Here is a 20,774-nt window from a genome sequence, read left to right as displayed (position 1 = left end):
GCAGGCTCTTCGGGTTCCAGTGCTGGGCATCACATAGCATGCGATGGGTTGTGCGGACTGAACCGGACGAGGCCGCGTATGGCTGCATCTCAGCAATCACCGCAGCAGCAGTCGCGGTCATTCGGCCTCTACCGTCCTGCAAACTTCTGCCAGGAACTTAGCAACAGCCTTTACATGCTGTACGGACTGCCCGAAGTCTTCATTGATTCCGTAGAGAGCAATGACTGGCTTCCCATCGAGGATGTTGACGCCGGCCTCTATTGAAATGCCTTCGGAGTCGACAAGTCCTGACTTGATCAGTGCTGAGTGGTCCCATGCGCCTTTGTAGAACTCGCAGTCCGCATGGTCGCACCAGCTTGGATGTTGCTTTGGATTTCCGAGGTTCTCTTCCAGTTGCTCCAGAAGGTCGGACGCTTTTAGGCCTCTTTCATTCGCAAGCCTGATGAGGTCTTGAACGGTGTCTGGCCATTCGGCGATCTCTGCCGTGTTCTCGGTCGTCTCCTTGATGACGGTGCTGGCGATCTGGTTCACGTGGTCACTCTCCTGTTTTCGATGTTGAGGATTGCCTGGAGCGGAGTCGGGTCACTGTGAGTGAAGATCCGCTCCAATGTTTCGTCGTTCATTCGTTCCTGCCGCTTGGACAACTTCGACGCGAGACGGCTGATCTTCGAGTCGCCTATCGTGTGGTGATGCTCTGTCGCGTACTCACGGATGCGGCGCTTGTAACCGGTGAAACCTATTTCGGACATAGCTGTCCCCTAATCTCTGCGCTAGTGCCGTGGCTCTAGTCGGAAAATGATGGGTGCCCGGTACGGGCGCGGGTCTTACTACCGGTCGGACGCGAATGCTTCGTTGACCCAATCAATAACATCCTGTTCCCGGTACATCACGCGCCCAGCCAACTTCGCTGACTTTGGCCCAGTATTCGCGTGACGCATAAACCTGAGCTGAGCTGGGGACTTGCGTAGCATCTCCGCCACCTCATCCAGCGTTAATAGCTTCATAGCCTTGACTGTCTCCATCGTTCCTCCGCTACTGTAAATTACTGTACGTATCGAAACACCTACGGGGTTTCCCTGTGATGAACCGTAGTCCGGTTCCGTTGCAGAGTCAACATGATTTTCACGGTAGTTGGATCTGAAGTATTGGGTTTTCCTGTACGCTATCGAAATGGAAAGCATCACGCACCGAAGCATCGATATCGGGCTCACTGATTTGGAGATAGGTCAGAACATAGCCGTGCTCAGAGGGACTAGATCCCAAAAAACGATTGCGGACGGAATGAAACCCTTTGGATTCAGGTGGACTCAAACAACTGTTTGGGAGGTCGAGTCGGGTAAGCGATCACTCAAAGCAAAGGAGGCAAAGGCGCTTGCCGCTGTGCTCAATACGCGTGTGCAAAACCTCTTCGGCGAGACTGTCGTAACTCAAACCCGGGCAGTCGTATTGCGGAGCATGCATAAAATTCAGTCTCTAGAGATAGCTGCCGCCGAAGCAGTGGAACAGTACGCGCTTGCCCGAACCAAATCTCTGGCTTTAGCCGACGAGGTTCTGTTGGAGCTCGAAGAGAGTGGCGTTGATCATGATGAGATGCTCACGTATCTGGCGCAAACGTTGCGGAGGATTTCGTCCAAGTCACTCGAGGAAGTCATGGATGAACGCGCAGATGCCATTCGTGAGGCAAAAAAGATGTTCGGCGAGGATGCCACCCTGAGGTTTCACCCAGGCGTTCGGGAGATAGTCGAAGGAGACGATGGCCCCAATGATCTTCAGGACATGCTTTTGGAGGACGAAGCCAATGGCATCGATCCAGAAGCGTCCTGATGGTCGCTGGCGTGCCCGCTACCGGGACGCTTCAGGCAAGGAACACTCGCGACACTTCGCTAGGAAGCTAGACGGGCAACGATGGCTCGATGAAGTGACCACATCAGTCGTTACCGGTACATACGTCGATCCGAAGACCGCGAAGACGACCGTGGCCCAGTGGTGCGTCTCCTGGATGGAGGGGTACGAGAACAAGCGGCCATCAACGGTGAAGCAGGCACGGTCCCATCTGAAACACATTGAGGCTGAGTTTGGGACGAAGGAGCTGGCGTCAGTGCGTCCGTCTGAGGTGCGGTCCTGGACCGCAAAGCTGAAGGCGGAGGGTTATGCCGACTCGACCGTCTACGCTTTGCATGCACGTCTGTCTCATCTATTCGCGGACGCCGTCCATGATGGACTAATCCCGAAATCTCCTGTTAGTCGTCGGACCTCGCCAGGCGCCGGCAAGCAACGCCCCTACGTGGCGACGACTGAGCAGGTTTGGGCGCTCCACGACCTGATGGCTGAAAGCATGCGGCCGGCAATCCTACTGGCAGCTTTTGCGGGGCTAAGGGTCGCGGAGGTCGCAGCGCTACGGGTCCAGGATGTCGATTTCATGCGGGGATTCGTCAATCCCACGATCCAGTATCCTGCCGAGCCGCTCAAAACGGAAATGTCCAAGACGCCCATCCCAATCCCGCGGGAGCTCGCGCTGCAGCTCAACCACAACCCGACCAAGTGGGGATCCGAAACCATCGTCACGGGGGAGTGGGGTCGCTCTGTGGCCCCTTATACGATCGAGACTCAGTTTCGGCGGGCCCGTGTCCAGGTGGAGGGGCTGCCCGACGGTTTCCGGTTCCATGATCTCCGGCACTACTTCGCCTCGCTGCTCATAGCGTCTGGTCTGGATGTGAAGGTCGTGCAGACTCGACTTCGGCACTCGTCCGCAAAGACCACACTCGATACCTATGGACACATTTGGCCCGATAAGGACGACTCCTCGAGGACTGCAATCGCTGCCGTGTTGTCGAGCAGACTGGTTATTACCGCCTGAGCTGTCAAACAAGTGTTCGATCTCAGTCGGTTGAGGAATCTCCTATAGGGCTTTTACCCAGCAACACACGCAAAGCCGCAGGTATTCGCTGACGGAAGCCAGGTTTTTTGGTTGGGGTAGGATCCCCGGCGATCGCTTTGGAATCGAAGCGGACTTTCTCTTTGAGGGCTATCCGCCTCGAGCGTTTGTACGACCGGAAGGTTGGTCGCCTCTCGTACCACCTTGGTTCGATCATGGTATGAAGAACACTGACAGAGAAAGCGGCGTCCTCTTTACGGGCGTCAAACTTTGAGAATGTCTCATCGTCAAGCGTCCCGGCATTGAAGTGGTTGACGTAAGTGGAGAAAAGGGACACCAGCTCGTACCGAATGTCTTGAGCCTGCAATGCAACGCGGCGATCAGATATTGCAGCGCAGCGCCCTAATGCAGCGTCGGCTTCTGCGTGGGCTGTCTTAGCCTTTTCGCTTTTGCTTGTTTCAGGAGAGGCCGGGGGTACGACAGTTGGGGCAATACCACCGGGACCGGCGAATCTTGCTTGGCCCGTCGAGGCGAGCTCATACAGTACCGCCAGCGCCCTGATGGTCTGGGTGATTCCATCCAGGACGGTTTGCCTTATCTGATCCCGAGCGCTGGCGCGATCACGTCGCAGTTGAAACAGAATCTGAAGAAGTCCACCGAGAAGGACACCAAGGAGTCCAATCGCAGCGACGCTGAGCTCAATCTCTGAAGGGACAGAAGCGTCTGGCTTGGTGAGCGCGAAATGTACTAGGGACATTCGGTAAACGCTTCTCCTTCATACATCAGGGCTGATCCTGCCACTGTAAGAACGCCTGCATTGGCAAGAGTGATGATACAAGGAAAGGGCCCCCTCCACCTGGTCGTGGAAGGGGCCCCTGATCGACGGAGCTAGGATTCTTGCGGACTGTCTGCGGACTAAACCACCTACAGCCCTCTGTTCTAGCTAGACGCCGTAGTAGAGCTCGAACTCGTAAGGGTTCGGGCGTAGCGACAGCGGGATGATCTCGAATTCACGCTTGTACTCGATCCAGGTGTCGATCAGGTCCTGGGTGAAGACGCCACCGGCCTGCAGGAACTCGTTGTCCGCCTCGAGGGCGAGCAGAGCTTCCTCCAACGAGCCTGGAGCCTTCTGGATGTCCTTGGCTTCCTCGGCGGGGAGCTCGTAGAGATCCTTATCGATCGGGTCAGCTGGCTCGATCCGGTTCTTGATGCCGTCAAGGCCGGCCATCAGCTGTGCTGCGAAGGCCAGGTACGGGTTGGACGAGGGGTCCGGCGCGCGGAACTCGATGCGCTTGGCCTTCGGGTTGGAACCGGTGATCGGGATGCGGATACCGGCCGAGCGGTTGCCCTGCGAGTAGACCATGTTGACCGGAGCTTCGAAGCCCTTGACCAGGCGGCGGTAGGAGTTAACCGTCGGGTTGGTGAATGCCAGCACAGCAGAGGCGTGCTTGAGGAGGCCGCCGATGTACCAGCGGGCCATGTCGGACAGTCCTGCGTAGCCGCGCTCGTCATAGAACAGTGGCTCGCCAGCGCTCCACAGCGACTGGTGGCAGTGCATCCCCGAACCGTTGTCACCGAAGACCGGCTTGGGCATGAACGTTGCCGACTTGCCCCACGCGTCGGAGACGTTCTTGACGATGTACTTGAACTTCTGCAGGTCGTCAGCTGCGTGAGTCATGGTGGTGAACTTGTAGTTGATCTCCGCCTGGCCCGCGCCACCTACCTCGTGGTGCGACCGCTCGACCTCAAGGCCGGCATTGTCCAGTTCGACGCAGATGGCGTCGCGGAGGTCGGCCTGCTTGTCGACGGGGGACACGGGGAAGTAGCCACCCTTGAACGGAGTCTTGTTGCCAAGGTTTCCGCCCTCTTCCTCGCGGCCGCTGTTCCAGGGTGCCTCGACTGAGTCAACCTTGTAGAAGCTGCCCTGGGGGAGGGATTCGTACTGCACGTTGTCAAAGATGTAGAACTCGGCTTCAGGAGCGAAGAACGCGGTGTCAGCGATGCCGGTTGAGCTGAGGTAAGCCTCGGCGCGCTCTGCCACACCCCGTGGGTCACGGTGGTAGGGATCGCCTGTCCGAGGGTTAACAATCGAGAAGCTCAGTGCGAGCGTCTTCTCAATGCGGAAGGGGTCAATGAACGCAGTGGTGACGTCCGGAATCAGCTGCATGTCCGACTCGGCGATTCCCTGGAAGCCGCGGATCGATGATCCGTCAAACAGCTGCCCGTTCACAAAGAAGTCTGCATCGACTGACTTTGCGGGAACGTTGAAGTGCTGCTGCACTCCGGGAAGGTCGGTGAATCGGACGTCGACAAACTTTACGTCTTCGTCAGCGATGAACTTGAGGACTTCGTCCGCATTCTTGAACATCGTTTATGCTCCTAACGCATGTGGGGGATAACGACCGGGCGCAGATCAGTAGCATTGAGCGCTCCGCCGCAATAGTTACAACTGTAGGAGATTGCAGTTTCCCACTGGTGTCGCAATTGTTTCCGGCACGTTACTTAAGGATGGTCGGGTGACTAGGGCTCTTTTAGCCTAGCCTGATTTACGCTCGCGGGTCGGAAAGGGCACCCGGGTGCGACGACGACGCCGGGAATCCGGGACATGCCGAGGCGTTAAGATTGGACGGTGGTAGATAGAAATGACATTGGCTCATGGCTCGGCGGTTCGCCGTCGAACCACACCAACTATTGGCCGGGGCAGGGGATGGGCCGGCCAAAGGAAGGGCCAGCATCGATTGCCCGGCCAGCGCGACGTGTCGGCGCTTTGCTGCTTGACTGGGCCCTCAGCTCGCTCATTTCCTACCTGTTCTTCGACTACAACAGCTTCGCGACGCTGGGCGTATTCGCGGTGACCCAGATCCTGCTGGTCGGCTTCTTCGGCTACAGCATCGGGCACCGGATGATGGGGATGCAGGTGCAGACGCTCAGCGGTCGCCCGGCGGGGTTCGCCAAGGCCGCAATACGAACCCTTTTGATTTGCCTGGTGGTCCCAGCGCTCATTGTGGACCGGGATCAACGCGGCGTGCACGACCGCGCTGTCCAGACGGTCCTCGTCCGGATCTAGCCCGTCCGGGTCTAGCCAGGTTTCGGAGCTAGCTGGCCGGGTCGTACATGAACTCCCGGAGCTCCTGCGAGCACCTGCAGGCAGCTGCAATCTTTTGCGACCACTTGACCGCGTCATCGCGCGTCGGCAGTTCCAGCACCGTGAACCCGCCCCTGAGCTCGCTGCCAGGGTAGGTATCGGTCTTCACTGAGCCGTCAGCGGAAACGAGGACTGGCGCAACGTCCTCGTTGATTCCGCCGCCAAACACATACACGCCGGCCGCCTTGGCTTCCTCGATTACCGCATGTGACTCAGCGACAACGGTGGGGAACTCCTCGTCGGTGACGACCATGGCTTCGCTCGGGAAAGAGATGAGGTATTTTGTCATGCCCCGATGGTGCCACCAATCGACAGTGGCGGTCTAGCGTCCGCGCATGGCCTTGCGGTCCGGGCGGGCCTTAAAGGGATCGACACCCTTGGGGATGGGGAGCTTGGTACCCAGGGCCGTAAGGCGCTTGTTGACGGCCTGGACTTCCTGCTTGGTCAAGGTCTTCTTAAGCTTCTGCGCCTTCTTGGCCACCTTCGCCAGGGGAAGCTGGCCCTCGCCGCGTCCGGCTTCGATGACGTGAATCTGGACGTTGGGCACAATCCTTGCCATCTTGCGACGCTCGGCGTCGATCAGGGGCTTCACCCGGGCTGAAGGACCCTCGGTGACGAGGACAATTCCGGGACGGCCGATGGCGCGGAACACGGCGTCCTGCGAGCGGGGGTTCATGGCAACCGGCTGATCCTGGAGGATCCAGCCACGGCGCAGCACGCTGAGGGCAGCCCCGGCGGCTCCCGGCTGGCCCTCTATCTGGGAGAACGCAGCACGTTCGGCACGCCGGGACAGGATAAACACTGCCGCGAGGAAGCCCAGGGGGATCGCGATGATGAGCATCGTGATCCAGTTCTGGATGAGGAAACCAATGACCAGGCCGACGGCGACGATCGCGAGGAACGCCAGCAGCATGACCCAGACGACATTCGGGTCGTTCCGCCGGGTCATCTTGAAGACCTCGGAGATCTGCTTCATCCGCCCGGTCTTCTTCGGCCCCTTCTGGGGCTTCGGCTTCCGGGAGAAAAGGCGCCGCTTGGGGGTGGATGATCCGTCTGATTCAATGCTGTTGGCCATAGTGCTTCAATTCTACGTGATCCTCAAATGGCGGGTGGACGTGCCGAAAGCACCCCGGTCGTCAGACCGGGGTGCACGGCTGACCCGGCGGGCTAGCCCGTGGGGGCGAGGCTTGACGCCTCCTGGAGCGTCGAGCCGGAGTCCTCGATGTGGGCCAGCGCGGGAGGAAGTTCGAGTCCCTTCTTGCGCATGGCCCGTGCCCAGAGTCGGCCGGCACGGTACGAGGACCGGACCAATGGCCCGCTCATGACACCGAGGAAACCGATCTCCTCCGCCTCCTCGCGCAATTCGACGAACTCCTGAGGCTTCACCCAGCGGTCCACGGGGAGGTGGCGTTCGCTTGGTCGCAGGTACTGGTTGATCGTGATCAGGTCGCAGCCGGCGTCGTGCAGGTCCTGCATCGCCTCTGAGATTTCTTCCCGGGTCTCGCCCATGCCCAGGATCAGGTTGGACTTGGTGACCATCCCGAGGTCCCGGCCCTGGGTGATCACGTCGAGCGAGCGCTCATACCGGAAGGCGGGACGGATGCGCTTGAAGATCCGGGGGACCGTCTCAACGTTGTGCGCAAAGACTTCGGGGGCGGCGTCGCAGATCGCCTGGATGTGTTCCGGTTTGCCGGAGAAGTCAGGGATGAGGATCTCGACGCCGGTGCCGGGGTTCATGCTGTGGATCTGGCGGATGGTTTCCGCGTAGAGCCAGACGCCCTCGTCAGCGAGGTCGTCGCGGGCGACGCCGGTCACCGTGGCGTAACGGAGGTTCATTGACTTCACCGACTGGGCAACCTTGAAAGGTTCGCTCCGGTCCAACGGCTGGGGTTTGCCGGTGTCGATCTGGCAGAAGTCACAGCGGCGGGTGCACTCGGAGCCGCCGATCAGGAAGGTTGCCTCCCGGTCTTCCCAGCACTCGAAGATGTTGGGACAGCCGGCCTCCTCACACACCGTGTGGAGGCCTTCCTTTTTCACCAGGTTCTTCATGGCCACAAACTCGGGGCCGATGTTCACCTTCGCTTTGATCCAGTCGGGCTTGCGCTCCACCGGGATCGCGGCGTTGCGGGCCTCGACTCGGAGAAGGCGTCGTCCTTCGGGGGCTAGACTCACGGGTTATGCTCCTTCCGACCGGTGGGCACCGGCAGGGTTGACTGTGCTTGACGGGCGGGAAACCTCTGCCGCCTCGGCAACCAGTGACGGTTCATTCTTGCGCAGTTCCTCTTCAATCCGCGAAACGATGTCCGACGGGGTCACCGATGTGCCTGTTTCTGCAGAGATCGTTGTCACCCCGGCGTCGTTGATTCCGCAGGGGACAATCTGCTCGAACGGGGCCAGATCGTTGCTGCAGTTGACAGCGAACCCGTGCATGGTGACCCGACGGTTGATGCGGATCCCGATGGCGGCGATCTTGCGGTCCGGCCCGCGGTCGTCCGCCGCAACCCAAACTCCGGACCGGCCCTCGATCCTGATCCCCGCGATCCCATAGTCCCGCAGTACGGCGATGATCACGTCCTCGAGGATGGCGACATAGCCAGCCACCCGCGTCGGTTCCGGCAGCGCAAGGATGGGATAGCCGACCAGCTGGCCGGGACCGTGCCAGGTGAGTTTCCCGCCCCGGTCCACCGCGACAACGGGGGTTCCGTCGAAGGGGCGCTCATGGTCCTCGGTGCGGCGCCCCGCCGTATACACGGCGCTGTGTTCCAGCAGCAGCACGGTGCTCGGCGCCGTGCCAGCCACCACGCCGGCGTGGAGTTCACGTTGCAGGTCCCAGCCGGTCTCATAGTCGACAAACTCCGGGTCCAGCCCAATACGCGAGTACTGAAGTGTCATGGCTTAAGGGTAGACCTGCGCGGGGACCAAAGTTCACAGCCCCTGTCGAGCGGCGCCGGATGCCTGTGGAAAACTTCTGCAGGTTTCTTAGTCATCCACTACAACTGGGTCATGGACAGTACACCCACCGGCGAGGGACCCCTGAACGACTCAAGCGCCCATCCACCCAGTGTGCCTGGTTACCGGTGCGAACGTCTCCTGGGCACTGGCGGCAGCGCAGCAGTCTGGCTGGTCCGCAACGATCAAGGAGCGTCCTATGCGCTCAAGGTGCTGGATTCGGCTGGTCGCGGTGACCTCGGCGTGGACGTGGTCCGCCGCGAGCAACTGATGCTGTCCCGGTTTACCCACGAGCACCTCCTTGCCCTCCACGAGGTGGTCCAGACCGCGCAGGGCACCGCACTTCGGATGGACTACGCGGCCGGCGGATCGTTACTGAACCTTGTCTCGGTGCGGGGGCCGCTGTCGCCGGGCGAGGTGGTGACCGTCCTGACGCCGATGGCTCAGGTACTCGCCTACCTGCATGACGAGGGAGCCGTTCATGGTGATGTGGCGCCCGGCAACATCCTCTTCACCGAGCTGGGCAAGCCCCTCCTCGCCGACCTGGGAATCGCGCGCCTGCTCGGGGAAGGCAGCCACGTGGCGACGGGTACCCCGGGATTCCAGGAGACGCGGGACCACAACGGGTTGAATACCGAGGCGGACCTGTTCGCCCTCGCCGCTGTGGGCTGGTTTGCCCTGACCGGGAGAATCCCCGGCCCGGCCAGTCAACGCCCGCCGCTGTCACTGCTGGTGCCGGACACCCCCGAGGCGCTTGTTGAGCTCATTAGCTGGGGGCTGGAGTCAGAGCCGGAAGACCGGCCCACCGCGATCGAGTTCGCGCGGGCAGTGCAGCGAACGGCGACCGCAGCACCGCTGGACCTGGTGGCGGCCGTCCACCCCGACGTCGCGCCAAGCCTCATGACCCGGCGGCCCGACCCGGGCGAAGAACCTGAGAAGAAACGACGACGGCGGCGACGCCCGGCTTCGGTCGTCGCCCCTGTTCCCAGACGGTCCACCTCACGCTCCGCAGCTCCCGCTGGAAGTCCAGGACGCCGGGCCGCCCCGCCATCCCAGCGCCGGGTCCGCGGGGTGACGGCCGGGTTGTTCATTGCCCTCGCCCTGGGTGTCGTCGCGATTGGGGCCGTATCGGTCAGTGCACCCGACCCTGTGGAGGCAGGGAGAGGGGGAGCTGTCAACCTCCCGAGTGGGACAGTTCCGTCAGGACCGCCACCAATACCGTCACCGACAACGGCCCCACCGAGGCCAGCTTCGGCGGTCGGACCAACGGCGCGTGCCAGCGACACGGCGCCCGATGTCCTACCTGAGGCCCTCGCGGGGACTGATCCGCTGGAGGTACTGCCGCACCTGTCCCGGGTCCGGGAGCGGGCCTTCGAAACGGCCGATCCGGCCCTGCTGAGGCACGTCTTCGTCCCTGAATCAGCGGCAATGGCCGCCGATGAGGAAGTGGTCGTCGAGCTGGCTGCCCGCGGACACGTGTTGACCGGGCTCAGCAGCGACCTGGCCAACCTGGAGCGAATCGACATCCCTCCTGGCGACGCCAAGGACACCGCCGCAGGTAACACTGGAACGGGTAACACTGGAACGGTGGCGATCGCAGCGACGGCCACCACCTCCGGCTATGCAGAGGCCACCGTCGGCGGCCGGACGCAACGGGAGGTCCCCCAGGAAGTCAGCCAGCAGCTGGTCTTCGTCCTGCAGCGGATCGCTGACCGGTGGCTGATCCGGGAGGTGCGGGAACCCTAGGCGCGCCGGGATTCCCTGACCCACTGGACAAGGTCGTCCAGCGAGTCCTGGCGGAATTCGAATCCGGCATCCCGGAGCACCGTTGGATCGAGTCGTGCGCTGGGCAGGAGCAGCTCGCGCGCCAACTGTCCCAGCACCGCGGTCAGCAGCCATTCCGGCACCCGAAACCGGTTGGGACGGTTCAGGGCGGCACCCAGCGCCTCCGTCAGTTCAGCGACGGTCGCCGGGGAAGGCGACGCTATATTGACCGGGCCGCTGACCTCGGCCTCCAGCAGGAAAGCCATCGCCCGGGCCTGGTCGTCGAGGGTCACCCATGGCCACCACTGCTTCCCGGACCCCAACGGTCCGCCGACAAAGAGCCGCAGCGGCACCAGGAGCTTGGGCAGGGCGCCACCCTTGGTGGACATCACCACACCGGTGCGCATCAGGACGGTGCGGACGGATTCGGGTGCCCGCAACGCCTCGGCTTCCCACCGCCGGCAGATGTCGGAGAGCAGCAGGTCGCCGGACGCCGCGGATTCCGGCAGCACCTCCGATCCGCGGTCCCCGTAGTATCCCGACGCCGACTGGCTCAGGAACACCGCTGGCGGTGATTCGGCCCGCTGTATACTGTCCACCAGGGTGCGGGTGGCGGTCAGGCGTGAGGAGTAGAGGGTTTCCTTGTAGCCGCGTGTCCAGGGCGCCCCGGCTATCCCGGCGCCTGAAAGGTTCACGACGGCGTCGGTGGCGTCCATGATCGCCGGGTCCAGGCCGCCCGCCGTGGGATCCCACTTGATCTCATCCGGGCCGGACGGCGTCCGGCGGACCAGTCGCGTCACCACATGGGGCCCTGGGGCCAGTTGCTGCATGAAGGCCTTGCCAATGGTTCCGGACGCACCGGAGATCAGAATTCTCATACCCCTATCCCACCACCCAGCCCCGTCCAAAAGGAACAGGTGGCGCCCGTGGCGTCCCGGGGATTTCCCGCAGGCGTCCAGTCGGCCGACGCAGGGTACCCAGTGACTATGATCGTGGGATGGTTCCCTCACACTATCTGCGCTTCCCACATGTCCACGGTGACCTGGTCACTTTTGTCGCTGAAAACGATGTCTGGGTCGCCCCTCTGACGGGTGGGCGGGCCTGGCGCATTTCAGCCATGCAACTTCCTGCCCGCGGACCCCGGTTCTCTCCGGACGGGACCACCATTGCCTGGACCGTCACCCAGGCGGGTGCACCGGAAGTGGTGGCGGCGGACACCGAGGGCGGCAATTTCCGCCGCCTGACCTACTGGGGTCATCAGAGCACCAAGGTCCGGGGGTTCACCGCCGAGGGTGATGTCATCGCGACCAGTGCGTTCCGCCATCAGGACCCGCGGCACGCCTGGGGATATCGTGTTCCCCTCGACGGATCAGCGCAGACCGTCTACCCCTATGGTCCCCTTGACGCGCTGGTCCAGGGCCCGGTGACCGGCGGCACCCAGCCGGTCGTCATCGCCAGCGTCCTGACCCGCGAGCCAGCCTGGTGGAAGCGTTACCGTGGCGGTACCGCCGGGAAGCTGTGGATCGACGCCGACGGATCCGGGGACTTCGCCCGGTTCCTCCCGGAACTCGACGGGAACATCTCCGACCCCCTGTGGGTGAAAGACCGGCTTGCCTTCCTCTCCGACCATGAGGGTTACGGGAACCTGTACTCGGTCACCGTCCAGGGACAGGACCTGCAGCGACACACCGACCACTCCGACTTCTATGTACGGCACGCCACCACCGATGGCACGCGGGTGGTTTTCGAATCCGCCGGGGCTCTCTGGCTGATGGACTCGCTCGACGCCGAGCCCGTCCGGCTGGAGATCTCCCTCGGCTCCGCCTCGACCGGACGCCGCCCCCAGCCACTGAACGTGGTCAGGCACCTGGCGGCCGCCACCCCGGTGCCCACCGGCACAGCGAGCATCGTCGAAAGCCACGGCACCCTGCACTGGCTCACCCATAAGGACGGACCGTCGCGCGTGGTTGAAGCCACCGCCGGGGTCCGGGCCCGGCTCGGCCGGCCGCTCGGTGCCGACCAGGTGGCCTACATTGCTGACCATGGCGGTGAGGAGTCACTGTTCATCCGGGACGTGTTCGCCACCGGCGTTCCCGGCCCACGGTCCAGGACAGCAGTTCCTTCGTCGGGCTCATCCCTGGAGTCAGCGGCGTCCGCTATGTCTCCGACCGACGGAACGGCAGCCGAGGATACCGTCGTCGCGCAGGACACGGCAGCCACCTCGGGCGTCTCGCGGTGGGCGTTCGACGGGCCGTTCCGTGCCAGCAACCTCACCACCAGCCCAGATGGCACCCGGGTGGCGGTCGCCGGTGAGATGGGCGAGATCCTTATCCTGCTGCTCGACAGCGGCACCCTGTTCACCCTGGCCTCAACCCACCACGGGGCGGTGGACGATCTGGCGTTCTCTCCGGATTCCCAGTGGCTGACCTGGGCCGAACCGGTCACCGGCGAAGGGGCCAGGACCCAGGTCCGGCTCGCAAGGACGGAACCCGGTGCCGAGATCCACAATGTGACCGATGGCCGGTTCCGCGACCATTCGCCGGTGTTCACCCGCGACGGCCGTTTCCTCGCCCTCCTTTCCGACCGCAGTTTTGATCCGGTGTACGACACCCACCGGTTTGACCTCAGCTTCCCCGTGTCCACCAAGCCCTTCCTGGTGGCGCTGTCGGCTGACACGCCGTCACCGTTCGGGCCGTCGGTGCACCAGGCAGATCCCGCGCCGGCTGCCACCCTGGGCGCTGACCAGGCCGACGACGAACCGGACGTCAGCGTCACCGTTGACCCTGGACGACTGGCCGAGCGGATCATCGCCGTACCGGTCCCGCAGGGAGACTACGAGGGGCTCCGCGCTGTCGACGGCGCGCTGCTGTGGACCGCGACCGAGAGTGTCGGTGTGACCGGCGACGGGCGGGCTACCACGTCGGCGAAGGACCCGGCGAAACGCCTTGAACGCTTTGACCTCGCCAAACGCGCCGCCGACACCCTGGTGTCGGAGGTGGACAGCTTCGAGGTGAGCGGTGACGGCGCCACTGTCGTCGTCATCCATGCCGGCAAGGTCACGGCAGTCCCCACTAAGGGCAAGGTCGACAAGGACTCCCCGGACAACGTGGAAGTCGACCTGGGCCGGATCCGCGTCCTGCTCGATCCCGTCAGCGTCTGGCGACAGGCCTTCGATGAAACCTGGCGGTTGCAGCGCGACTTCTTCTGGGATCAGGAGATGGGCGGCCTCGACTGGCCTGCCATCCGGGACCGCTACCGTCCGCTGGTGGAACGCCTGGGGTCACACGATGACCTGGTGGATGTCCTCTGGGAGGTACATGGCGAACTGGGAACCTCCCACGCGTACGTGACCCCACTCCTGTTCGGCGAACCGGGAACGGGCGCACAGGGCTTCCTCGGTGCCGAACTGGCACCGGTCGAGCAGGGTTGGGCGGTCCAGCGCATCTTCGCCGGCGAGTCCTCCGACCCGCAGGCTGTGTCCCCACTCACTGCCCCTGGCGTGGCAGTGGAGGTGGGGGACATCATCGCCGCCGTCGACGGAGTCCCCGTCCCGACGGCGCACGGACCCTCGGTGCTGCTTACCGGTGCCGCTGGCAAGACCGTCGAACTGACGGTGGTCAGGAACCCGGAGCAGGGCGAACCGCAGGTCCGACGGGTGGCCGTCGTGCCGCTGCGCAGTGAGGAACGGCTGCGCTACCAGAACTGGGTGACCGCCAACCGGGCACTCGTGCACCAGGCCTCGGAGGGGCGCTTCGGGTATCTGCACATTCCGGACATGGTGGCCAGGGGCTGGGCGCAGCTGCACCGCGACCTCGACCGGGAAACCGCACGCGACGCACTGGTGGTGGATGTGCGGAGCAACCGTGGGGGCCACACCTCCCAGTTGGTGGCCGAGCTCATTGGCCGGAAGGTCACCGCCTGGTCCTTCCCCCGGGGCGAGCAGCCCGGCACCTATCCCGCCCACGCGCCCCGCGGACCGGTGGTCATCCTGACCGACGAGTTCGCCGGGTCCGACGGCGACATCATCACGCAGGTGTCCAAGCTCAGGGCAATCGGCCCGGTGATCGGGGCACGTACCTGGGGCGGCGTCGTCGGAATCGACGGCCGGTTCTCCCTCGCGGACGGCACGGCTGTCACCCAGCCGCGGTACGCGTTCTGGATGACGGGCGGTGTGGGGTGGGGAGTGGAGAACTACGGCGTGGATCCTGACATCGAGGTGCCGTTCCCTCCACAGGCCCACGCGGCGGGGGAGGACCCACAGCTGAAGCGTGGGATGGAAGTCCTCAGGGAAATGATCACGACGGCGCCCACCGACGTGCCACCCGTGCGGACCAACTACCCGCTGCTGAACCCGGGAAAATTGCCCACGCGGCCACAGCAGGGCTAGTCCTCAATCGGCATGAAAAAGGCGGCCACCCGTTACCGGGTGGCCGCCTTTGCTGTCTGCTCTACCGGGAGCTAGGACTGCAGCGTCGCCTCAAGGGTGATGCTCTTGACCCCGGCCAGTGCCTGTGACACTGGGCAGCCGGTCTTGGCTGATTCGGCGAGACGCTGGAAGTCGGCGTCGTCGATGTCCGGGATGGACGCGCTGAGGATCAGCCGGATGGCGGTGATTCCTTCGCCGGGCACAAAATCTACCTCGGCCTTGGTCTCGATCCGGTCGGCCGTCTTGCCTTCCTCACTGAGCGCCAGGCTGAATGCCATGGAGAAGCAGGAGGAGTGGGCGGCAGCGATCAGCTCTTCCGGGCTGGTCTTGCCTCCGGCCTCTTCCGAGCGTGCCTTCCAGGTGACGTCGTAGGTGCCGATTCCGGAAGTGTCGAGGCTGACCTGTCCGCTGCCGGACTGCAGGTTGCCACTCCAGACGGTGTGGGCTGAACGTGATGTAGCCATAACTGTTCTCCTTCGGGTTGGTGTCTGACCTCGGGTGGAGCGGGTTAGAGTCCGAGATCCGCTTCGAATGCGCCGGCTTCCAGACGGGACTTCAGCGACTGCAGGAAGCGGCCGGCGTCGGCTCCGTCCACCAGGCGGTGGTCGTAAGTAAGGCTGAGGTACATCATGGAGCGGATCGCGATGGTGTCTTCACCGTCGGCGGTCACCACGATGGGCCGCTTCACGATCGCACCGGTGCCCAGGATACCGACCTGGGGCTGGTTGATGATCGGGGTGTCGAACAGTGCGCCGACCGACCCGATGTTCGTGATGGTGAAGGTGCCGCCCGACAGTTCGTCGGGTCCGATCTTGCCGCTGCGGGTCCGCGACCCGACGTCGGCAATCTTCTTGGCCAGCCCGGCGAGGTTGAGGTTCCCGGCGTCGTTGATGACCGGAACCAGGAGGCCCTTCTCGGTGTCAACGGCGATCGCGAGGTGCTCCGCGTCGTGGTAGGTGACTTCCTTGGCTTCCTCATCGAACGAGGCGTTCAGCTTCGGGTGCTGTTTCAGGGCCTCGGTGACCGCCTTGGAAATGAACGGCAGGAAGGTCAGCTTGGCGCCATTCTGGGCCTGGAAGTTGTCCTTCGCCGAGGCACGCAACCGCGCCACCTTGCTCATGTCCACTTCGATGACCTGTGTCAGCTGGGCTGACACCTCCAGCGACTCGCGCATCCGGCGGGCAATCGTCTGCCGGATCCGTGGGGCCTTCTCGACCGTTCCCCTGAGCTTTGAGGCCTCGGCGGACGGCGCTGCCGGAGCTGCGGCGGGTGCTGCTGCTGGGGCCGGCTCGGACGTCTTCTTGGCCGCCTCGGCGGCTTCGAGGACATCCTGCTTGCGGATGCGACCGCCGACGCCGGTGCCCTTGACGGACTGCAGGTCGACGCCCTGCTGGTTTGCGAGCTTGCGCACCAGGGGAGTCACGTAGGCCGCGTCGGAGCCGCCCGAGGTGTCCTCGGCTGGCTTCTTCTCGGCTGGCTTGTCTGCAGGCTTTTTCTCGGCGACCTTGGGAGCTGCCGGCTTGGCCTCTTCCTTGGGAGCGGATTCTTCCTTGGCAGGTTCTGCCTTGGCCTTCTCGGGCTCGGCGACCGGCTCTTCGCGTTCCTCGGACGGAGCGGCGGCAACCGGCTCGGCGCCGCCTTCGGCCTTGGCGGGCGCGGATGCTCCGGAACCGATGAGTGCCAGGACGGCACCCACTTCAGCGGTCTCGTCCTCGGCGACGCGGATCTCCTGCAGCTTGCCGGCCACGGGGGAGGGGATCTCGGTGTCAACCTTGTCGGTGGACACCTCCAGGAGCGGCTCGTCGACCTCGACGTCGTCGCCGACTTCCTTCAGCCAGCGGGTCACGGTGCCCTCGGTGACGCTCTCGCCCAGGGCAGGAAGTGTCACTTCGGTGCTCTCGCCCGATGAATCGCCCGACTCATCGCTGGCGGCGGCCTCCGGCTCGGGGGCTTTCTCCTCGGCTTCGGGCTCGGCTGCCGGTTCCTCAGCTGCTGGCTCCTCGGCAGCCTCCGACGCATCAGCGTCGTCCGAGCTGCCCGACTCATCGGAGCCGCCGGATCCGTCGCCGATGCGCACCAGTGGTGCACCCACTTCAGCGGTCTCGTCCTCGGCTACCAGAATTTCCTCGATGACCCCGGCGATAGGCGAAGGGATCTCGGTGTCAACCTTGTCGGTGGACACCTCGAGCAGGGGCTCGTCAACCTCGACACGGTCACCGACCGCCTTGAGCCAGCGTGTGACGGTGCCTTCGGTAACGCTTTCGCCGAGGGCGGGTAAGTTGACGGATTCAGACATAGTGTCCCCGTTTCTCCTGATTAGGTTTTGCTGTGCGGTGTCGGATCCCTTTGGGGACCCGACACCTTCGAGCCAAGGTTGCGAGTAATGCTGGTGGAACGCTTAGTGCGAGCTTAGTGCACGGTTATCCGTGCAGTGCCTTACCCGCCAGGGCGAGGTGCGCCTCGCCGAGTGCTTCGTTCTGCGTGGGGTGGGCGTGAATCAGCTGCGCCACGTCCTCCGGGTAGGCTTCCCAGTTCACGATCAGCTGAGCTTCACCAATCTGCTCGCCCATCCGGGTGCCGATCATGTGCACCCCGATGACCGGTCCGTCCTTCTCGCTGACCAGTTTGACGAGTCCGCCAGAGCCGAGGATGGAGGTCTTGCCGTTGCCGGCAAGGTTGTATTCCTGGGTGAGGACCTTGTCGTCGCCCAACTTTTCCTTGGCGGCCTTCTCGGTCAGCCCGACGGAGGCGATTTCGGGTTCGCTGTAGGTGACCTTCGGGATGTTGACGTCCTCGACGATCACCGGCTTCAGTCCGGCGATCTCTTCGGCGACGAAGATGCCCTGCTGGAACCCGCGGTGCGCGAGCTGCAGCCCGGGAACGATGTCGCCGACGGCGTAGATGTTGCCGACGCCGGTGTGCAGGCGCTCGTTCGTGATGACGAAGCCGCGGTCGATCGTGACGCCGGCTTCCTCGTAGCCCAGACCGTCGGTGACGGGGCCGCGGCCGACGGCGACCAGCATGAGGTCAGCCTCGAAAGTCTTGCCGTCCACGAGGGTGACGACGACGCCGTCGTCGTTCTGCTCAACCTTCTCGAAGAAGGTGCCGGTGTTGAAGTTGATGCCGCGCTTCTTGAAGGCCCGCTCGAATGCCTTGATGATTGTGGCGTCCTCGTTGGGAACGAGCGAGGGGAGGCCCTCGACGATGGTGACGTCTACGCCAAAGGACTTCCAGACTGAGGCGAACTCGCAGCCGATGACTCCGCCGCCGAGCACGATTGCTTTCTTGGGAAGGGTGTCCATCTTCAGCGCGTGATCGGAGGTGATGACCTTGCCGCCGATTTCCAGGCCGGGAAGGGTGCGCGAGTAGGAGCCGGTCGCCAGGATGATGTTCTTGCCGGTGTAGGACGTGCCGTCCACCTCGACGGTGTTGGTGGAGGTGAGCTTGCCAGCACCCTCGATCACTGTGATGCCCTTGGACTTGATCAGTCCCTGCAGGCCCTTGTACTTGCCGGCGATGATGCCGTCCTTGTACGCATTGACGGCTGGCATGTCGATCGAGTCGAACGTCGCCTTGATGCCGTACTTCTCGGAGGAACGCGCGGTGTCGGCAACCTCAGCCGAGTGCAGCAGGGCTTTGGTAGGAATACACCCGTTGTGCAGGCAGGTACCACCCAGCTTGCTCTTCTCGATGAGTCCCACGGTGAATCCCAGCTGGACGGCTCGGAGTGCGGCAGCATAGCCACCACTACCCCCACCCAGTACCAGGATGTCGAATTCTTGCGCAGCTGCCGTATCGGCCACTTGGACGCTCCCTCGCGTAATCTGTGACGGACCAGGGGGCCCGTCGGTTGATGATTTTGGCGGAATGCTTGGTGTGATCTGGATTCACCCTATCCCCAGATCACACCAGCATCCACTTGATGAAGGGCAATGTTCGCCCCTTTGTGGGCAGTCTCACCCCCGGGTGGGAAGCGAGACTGCCCAGCAGGCTTACTTTGTGGCGGCCACGTCTTCGGCGTACGCCAGCAGGGTGCGGACACCGACGCCGGTGGCCTCCTTCGGCGTGTAGCCGTGCGGGGCGCCCTCGTTGAATGCAGGTCCCGCAATGTCAAGGTGTGCCCAGGGAATCTTGCGTCCGTTGACTTCGCCAACGAACTCCCGCAGGAACACCGCGGCGGTCATCATGCCGCCGAACTTCTCGCCGATGTTGGCGATATCGGCGACCTGGGAGTCCAGGCTCGGTCGGAGCTCCTCGGGGAGGGGCATCGGCCAGAACAGTTCGCCTGAACGGTCGGCGGCACCCTTCACCGCGTCAACCACTTCGTCGTCGCCCATGACGCCCGACACCCGTCGACCCAGGGCAATCATTTGCGCGCCGGTGAGGGTGGCGATGTCGATCAGCGCGTCGGGGGCCTCTTCACTGGCGGCTGCCAGTGCGTCGGCCATCACGAGGCGGCCCTCGGCGTCGGTGTTGAGCACCTCGACGGTGCGTCCGCCATAGGTGGTCATAACATCCGACGGGCGCTGGGCCGATCCTGACGGCATGTTCTCGGCGAGGCACAGCCAGCCGGTCACCTTCACGGGCAAGCCCAGTTCGGCGATGGCCAGGACGGCGCTGAGCACGACGGCGGCACCCGCCATGTCGAGCTTCATGGTCTGCATGCCGGCGGCCGGCTTCAGGGACAGCCCGCCGGAATCGAAGGTGATGCCCTTGCCGACGAAGGCGAGGCTCTTCTTTGCGGAGCCGGGAGAGTATTCCACCTTGACCAGCCGCGGCTGCCGGGATGATCCCTTGCCGACGCCGAGAATGCCGCCGTAGCCGTCCTTCTCCAGGCGCTTCTCATCCAGCACTGTGACCTTGATGGGCAGGCCCTTGCTCAGGTCCTTGGCGGCCTGGGCGAAGGTCTCCGGGTAGAGGTGGCTCGGGGGCTGGTTAACCAGCGACCGGGTGATGTTGACGCCGCGGCCGAGGATGGTGGCGCGACTCAGCGCGGCCTTCAGCTGACGGTCCTGCGCCACCGGGGTCACGATCGTGACGCTCTTGACCGGCTGCTTGGCCGGCGAGCCGTCCTTGGCTGCGCGGGCAGACCGGTGCTCATCGTAGGAGTAGGCTCCCATCGCTGCGCCCTCGGCCACTGCTGCGGCGTCGGCCACTGTGGCCGCAGGCAGGGCAATGGTCACCGAGTCGAGTCCGATGAGCTGGCGGATTGCCGCCCCCGCGGCGCGGCGCAGCGCTTCGGCGGTAAGGGTTCCATCCGCTGGCAGGCGGCCTACACCGGTGAGGACAAGCACTTCAGCAGCGGTCCCTTCGAGGCCCGGGAGCCGGCGTACCTCGTCGGCTGCGCCGGTGATACCGAGCATCGGCAGGGAATCGGCAAGTGCCTTCGCATCCTTGGCCGGGAGCGGGGAGTCGAGCAGGACGGGCGCTCCGGATTGTTGGCCGACGCCGATTACCAGGGCGTCACCTGCGGTCTTCTTGGAGTCCTTGGTGACAGCTGTCAGCTTGAGTTCGCTGGCGATATTCACTGGGTGTGTTCCTCACTTCCATGTGCTGGACAGATTGGTGGCTGGGCGCTCAATGACGCGCCGTTCCACTATCGATCGTAGTCTGTT

Annotated in this window: 19 protein-coding genes; 5 read left to right on the top strand and 14 right to left on the bottom strand. The window is 63.6% G+C overall.

Annotated features, from left to right (window positions below):
* Positions 1 to 117: 117 nt before the first annotated feature.
* The 3 genes from HMI58_RS07280 to HMI58_RS14820 form a co-directional block, all read right to left on the bottom strand.
* Positions 118 to 531 (bottom strand): hypothetical protein, encoded by a 414-nt coding sequence (locus HMI58_RS07280; protein WP_171618666.1) that lies wholly within the window; start codon positions 529 to 531, stop codon positions 118 to 120.
* The gene (locus HMI58_RS07275) at positions 528 to 749 is read right to left on the bottom strand and encodes a hypothetical protein (protein WP_171618665.1); all 222 of its coding nucleotides are present in this window, start codon (positions 747 to 749) and stop codon (positions 528 to 530) included. Before HMI58_RS07275 ends, HMI58_RS07280 begins: the two co-directional genes overlap by 4 nt.
* 78 nt (positions 750 to 827) lie before the next feature.
* A complete protein-coding gene (locus HMI58_RS14820; protein ID WP_171618749.1) occupies positions 828 to 1,004 on the bottom strand; it encodes a helix-turn-helix domain-containing protein in 177 nt (58 codons plus the stop codon).
* Positions 1,005 to 1,170: 166 nt separating this feature from the next.
* Between HMI58_RS14820 and HMI58_RS07265 the strand changes: the two genes are divergently transcribed.
* Both HMI58_RS07265 and HMI58_RS07260 read left to right on the top strand, forming a co-directional pair.
* Positions 1,171 to 1,824, top strand: a complete 654-nt coding sequence (locus HMI58_RS07265) for a hypothetical protein (RefSeq protein ID WP_171618664.1) — start codon at positions 1,171 to 1,173, stop codon at positions 1,822 to 1,824.
* Positions 1,799 to 2,857: a site-specific integrase gene (locus HMI58_RS07260; RefSeq protein WP_171618663.1), complete on the top strand. Its 1,059-nt coding sequence runs from the start codon at positions 1,799 to 1,801 to the stop codon at positions 2,855 to 2,857. Before HMI58_RS07265 ends, HMI58_RS07260 begins: the two co-directional genes overlap by 26 nt.
* Before the next feature lie 22 nt (positions 2,858 to 2,879).
* Here the strand turns inward: HMI58_RS07260 and HMI58_RS07255 are convergent, their stop codons facing one another.
* Both HMI58_RS07255 and glnA read right to left on the bottom strand, forming a co-directional pair.
* Positions 2,880 to 3,632, bottom strand: coding sequence for a hypothetical protein (locus tag HMI58_RS07255; RefSeq protein WP_171618662.1), 753 nt, complete (start codon positions 3,630 to 3,632; stop codon positions 2,880 to 2,882).
* A 186-nt stretch (positions 3,633 to 3,818) separates the two neighbouring features.
* Complete coding sequence (glnA, locus tag HMI58_RS07250; RefSeq protein WP_171585325.1) at positions 3,819 to 5,243, bottom strand: type I glutamate--ammonia ligase; 1,425 nt, start codon at positions 5,241 to 5,243, stop codon at positions 3,819 to 3,821.
* 261 nt (positions 5,244 to 5,504) lie between these two features.
* Between glnA and HMI58_RS07245 the strand changes: the two genes are divergently transcribed.
* Entirely contained in the window at positions 5,505 to 5,942 is a 438-nt protein-coding gene (locus tag HMI58_RS07245) for an RDD family protein (protein WP_171585324.1), read from the top strand.
* 28 nt (positions 5,943 to 5,970) lie between these two features.
* On the opposite strand, the gene HMI58_RS07240 is transcribed toward HMI58_RS07245, so the two are convergent.
* The 4 genes from HMI58_RS07240 to lipB all read right to left on the bottom strand — a co-directional run bounded on the left by HMI58_RS07240 (position 5,971) and on the right by lipB (position 8,912).
* The gene (locus tag HMI58_RS07240; protein ID WP_171585323.1) at positions 5,971 to 6,309 is read right to left on the bottom strand and encodes a transcription initiation protein; all 339 of its coding nucleotides are present in this window, start codon (positions 6,307 to 6,309) and stop codon (positions 5,971 to 5,973) included.
* Positions 6,310 to 6,342: 33 nt separating this feature from the next.
* On the bottom strand, positions 6,343 to 7,095 hold the full coding sequence (locus HMI58_RS07235) for a DUF4191 domain-containing protein (protein WP_171585322.1): 753 nt from the start codon (positions 7,093 to 7,095) through the stop codon (positions 6,343 to 6,345).
* 92 nt (positions 7,096 to 7,187) lie between these two features.
* The gene (gene lipA, locus HMI58_RS07230) at positions 7,188 to 8,192 is read right to left on the bottom strand and encodes a lipoyl synthase (RefSeq protein ID WP_171585321.1); all 1,005 of its coding nucleotides are present in this window, start codon (positions 8,190 to 8,192) and stop codon (positions 7,188 to 7,190) included.
* 3 nt (positions 8,193 to 8,195) lie between these two features.
* A complete protein-coding gene (gene lipB, locus HMI58_RS07225; RefSeq protein ID WP_171618661.1) occupies positions 8,196 to 8,912 on the bottom strand; it encodes a lipoyl(octanoyl) transferase LipB in 717 nt (238 codons plus the stop codon).
* A gap of 111 nt (positions 8,913 to 9,023) precedes the next feature.
* Between lipB and HMI58_RS07220 the strand changes: the two genes are divergently transcribed.
* A complete protein-coding gene (locus tag HMI58_RS07220) occupies positions 9,024 to 10,715 on the top strand; it encodes a serine/threonine-protein kinase (protein ID WP_171618660.1) in 1,692 nt (563 codons plus the stop codon).
* Here the strand turns inward: HMI58_RS07220 and HMI58_RS07215 are convergent.
* Positions 10,712 to 11,611 carry a TIGR01777 family oxidoreductase gene (locus tag HMI58_RS07215; protein WP_171618659.1) on the bottom strand — a complete coding sequence of 300 codons (900 nt, stop codon included), beginning with the start codon at positions 11,609 to 11,611 and terminating at the stop codon, positions 10,712 to 10,714. The two genes, HMI58_RS07220 and HMI58_RS07215, sit on opposite strands and share 4 nt — an antisense overlap.
* Before the next feature lie 119 nt (positions 11,612 to 11,730).
* On the opposite strand from HMI58_RS07215, the gene HMI58_RS07210 reads away from it, so the two are divergent.
* Entirely contained in the window at positions 11,731 to 15,120 is a 3,390-nt protein-coding gene (locus tag HMI58_RS07210; protein WP_171618658.1) for a S41 family peptidase, read from the top strand.
* A 71-nt stretch (positions 15,121 to 15,191) separates the two neighbouring features.
* Here HMI58_RS07210 and HMI58_RS07205 read toward each other — a convergent pair whose 3' ends face one another.
* The 4 genes from HMI58_RS07205 to HMI58_RS07190 form a co-directional block, all read right to left on the bottom strand.
* A complete protein-coding gene (locus tag HMI58_RS07205; protein ID WP_171618657.1) occupies positions 15,192 to 15,623 on the bottom strand; it encodes an OsmC family protein in 432 nt (143 codons plus the stop codon).
* 44 nt (positions 15,624 to 15,667) lie between these two features.
* Positions 15,668 to 17,455, bottom strand: coding sequence for a 2-oxoglutarate dehydrogenase, E2 component, dihydrolipoamide succinyltransferase (sucB, locus tag HMI58_RS07200; protein ID WP_171618656.1), 1,788 nt, complete (start codon positions 17,453 to 17,455; stop codon positions 15,668 to 15,670).
* Positions 17,456 to 17,579: 124 nt separating this feature from the next.
* Positions 17,580 to 18,962 (bottom strand): dihydrolipoyl dehydrogenase, encoded by a 1,383-nt coding sequence (lpdA, locus tag HMI58_RS07195; protein ID WP_171585314.1) that lies wholly within the window; start codon positions 18,960 to 18,962, stop codon positions 17,580 to 17,582.
* 189 nt (positions 18,963 to 19,151) lie between these two features.
* Positions 19,152 to 20,687 carry a leucyl aminopeptidase gene (locus HMI58_RS07190; RefSeq protein ID WP_171585313.1) on the bottom strand — a complete coding sequence of 512 codons (1,536 nt, stop codon included), beginning with the start codon at positions 20,685 to 20,687 and terminating at the stop codon, positions 19,152 to 19,154.
* Positions 20,688 to 20,774 lie beyond the last annotated feature (87 nt).

This window comes from Arthrobacter sp. 147(2020) (assembly GCF_013116715.1).
Classification (GTDB): domain Bacteria; phylum Actinomycetota; class Actinomycetes; order Actinomycetales; family Micrococcaceae; genus Arthrobacter_D.
The sequence above is the reverse complement of the archived record's forward strand: the minus strand, read 5'-3'. Positions and strand labels throughout refer to the sequence as shown.

Bases quoted from the DNA above. Each gene is read 5' to 3' on its own strand.
- HMI58_RS07275 (WP_171618665.1), bottom strand. From the start codon at position 749: ATGTCCGAAATAGGTTTCACCGGTTACAAGCGCCGCATCCGTGAGTAC.
- HMI58_RS14820 (WP_171618749.1), bottom strand. From the start codon at position 1,004: ATGAAGCTATTAACGCTGGATGAGGTGGCGGAGATGCTACGCAAGTCC.
- HMI58_RS07265 (WP_171618664.1), top strand. From the start codon at position 1,171: ATGGAAAGCATCACGCACCGAAGCATCGATATCGGGCTCACTGATTTG.
- HMI58_RS07260 (WP_171618663.1), top strand. From the start codon at position 1,799: ATGGCATCGATCCAGAAGCGTCCTGATGGTCGCTGGCGTGCCCGCTAC.
- HMI58_RS07255 (WP_171618662.1), bottom strand. From the start codon at position 3,632: ATGTCCCTAGTACATTTCGCGCTCACCAAGCCAGACGCTTCTGTCCCT.
- glnA (WP_171585325.1), bottom strand. From the start codon at position 5,243: ATGTTCAAGAATGCGGACGAAGTCCTCAAGTTCATCGCTGACGAAGAC.
- HMI58_RS07240 (WP_171585323.1), bottom strand. From the start codon at position 6,309: ATGACAAAATACCTCATCTCTTTCCCGAGCGAAGCCATGGTCGTCACC.
- HMI58_RS07235 (WP_171585322.1), bottom strand. From the start codon at position 7,095: ATGGCCAACAGCATTGAATCAGACGGATCATCCACCCCCAAGCGGCGC.
- lipB (WP_171618661.1), bottom strand. From the start codon at position 8,912: ATGACACTTCAGTACTCGCGTATTGGGCTGGACCCGGAGTTTGTCGAC.
- HMI58_RS07220 (WP_171618660.1), top strand. From the start codon at position 9,024: ATGGACAGTACACCCACCGGCGAGGGACCCCTGAACGACTCAAGCGCC.
- HMI58_RS07215 (WP_171618659.1), bottom strand. From the start codon at position 11,611: ATGAGAATTCTGATCTCCGGTGCGTCCGGAACCATTGGCAAGGCCTTC.
- HMI58_RS07210 (WP_171618658.1), top strand. From the start codon at position 11,731: ATGGTTCCCTCACACTATCTGCGCTTCCCACATGTCCACGGTGACCTG.
- HMI58_RS07205 (WP_171618657.1), bottom strand. From the start codon at position 15,623: ATGGCTACATCACGTTCAGCCCACACCGTCTGGAGTGGCAACCTGCAG.
- sucB (WP_171618656.1), bottom strand. From the start codon at position 17,455: ATGTCTGAATCCGTCAACTTACCCGCCCTCGGCGAAAGCGTTACCGAA.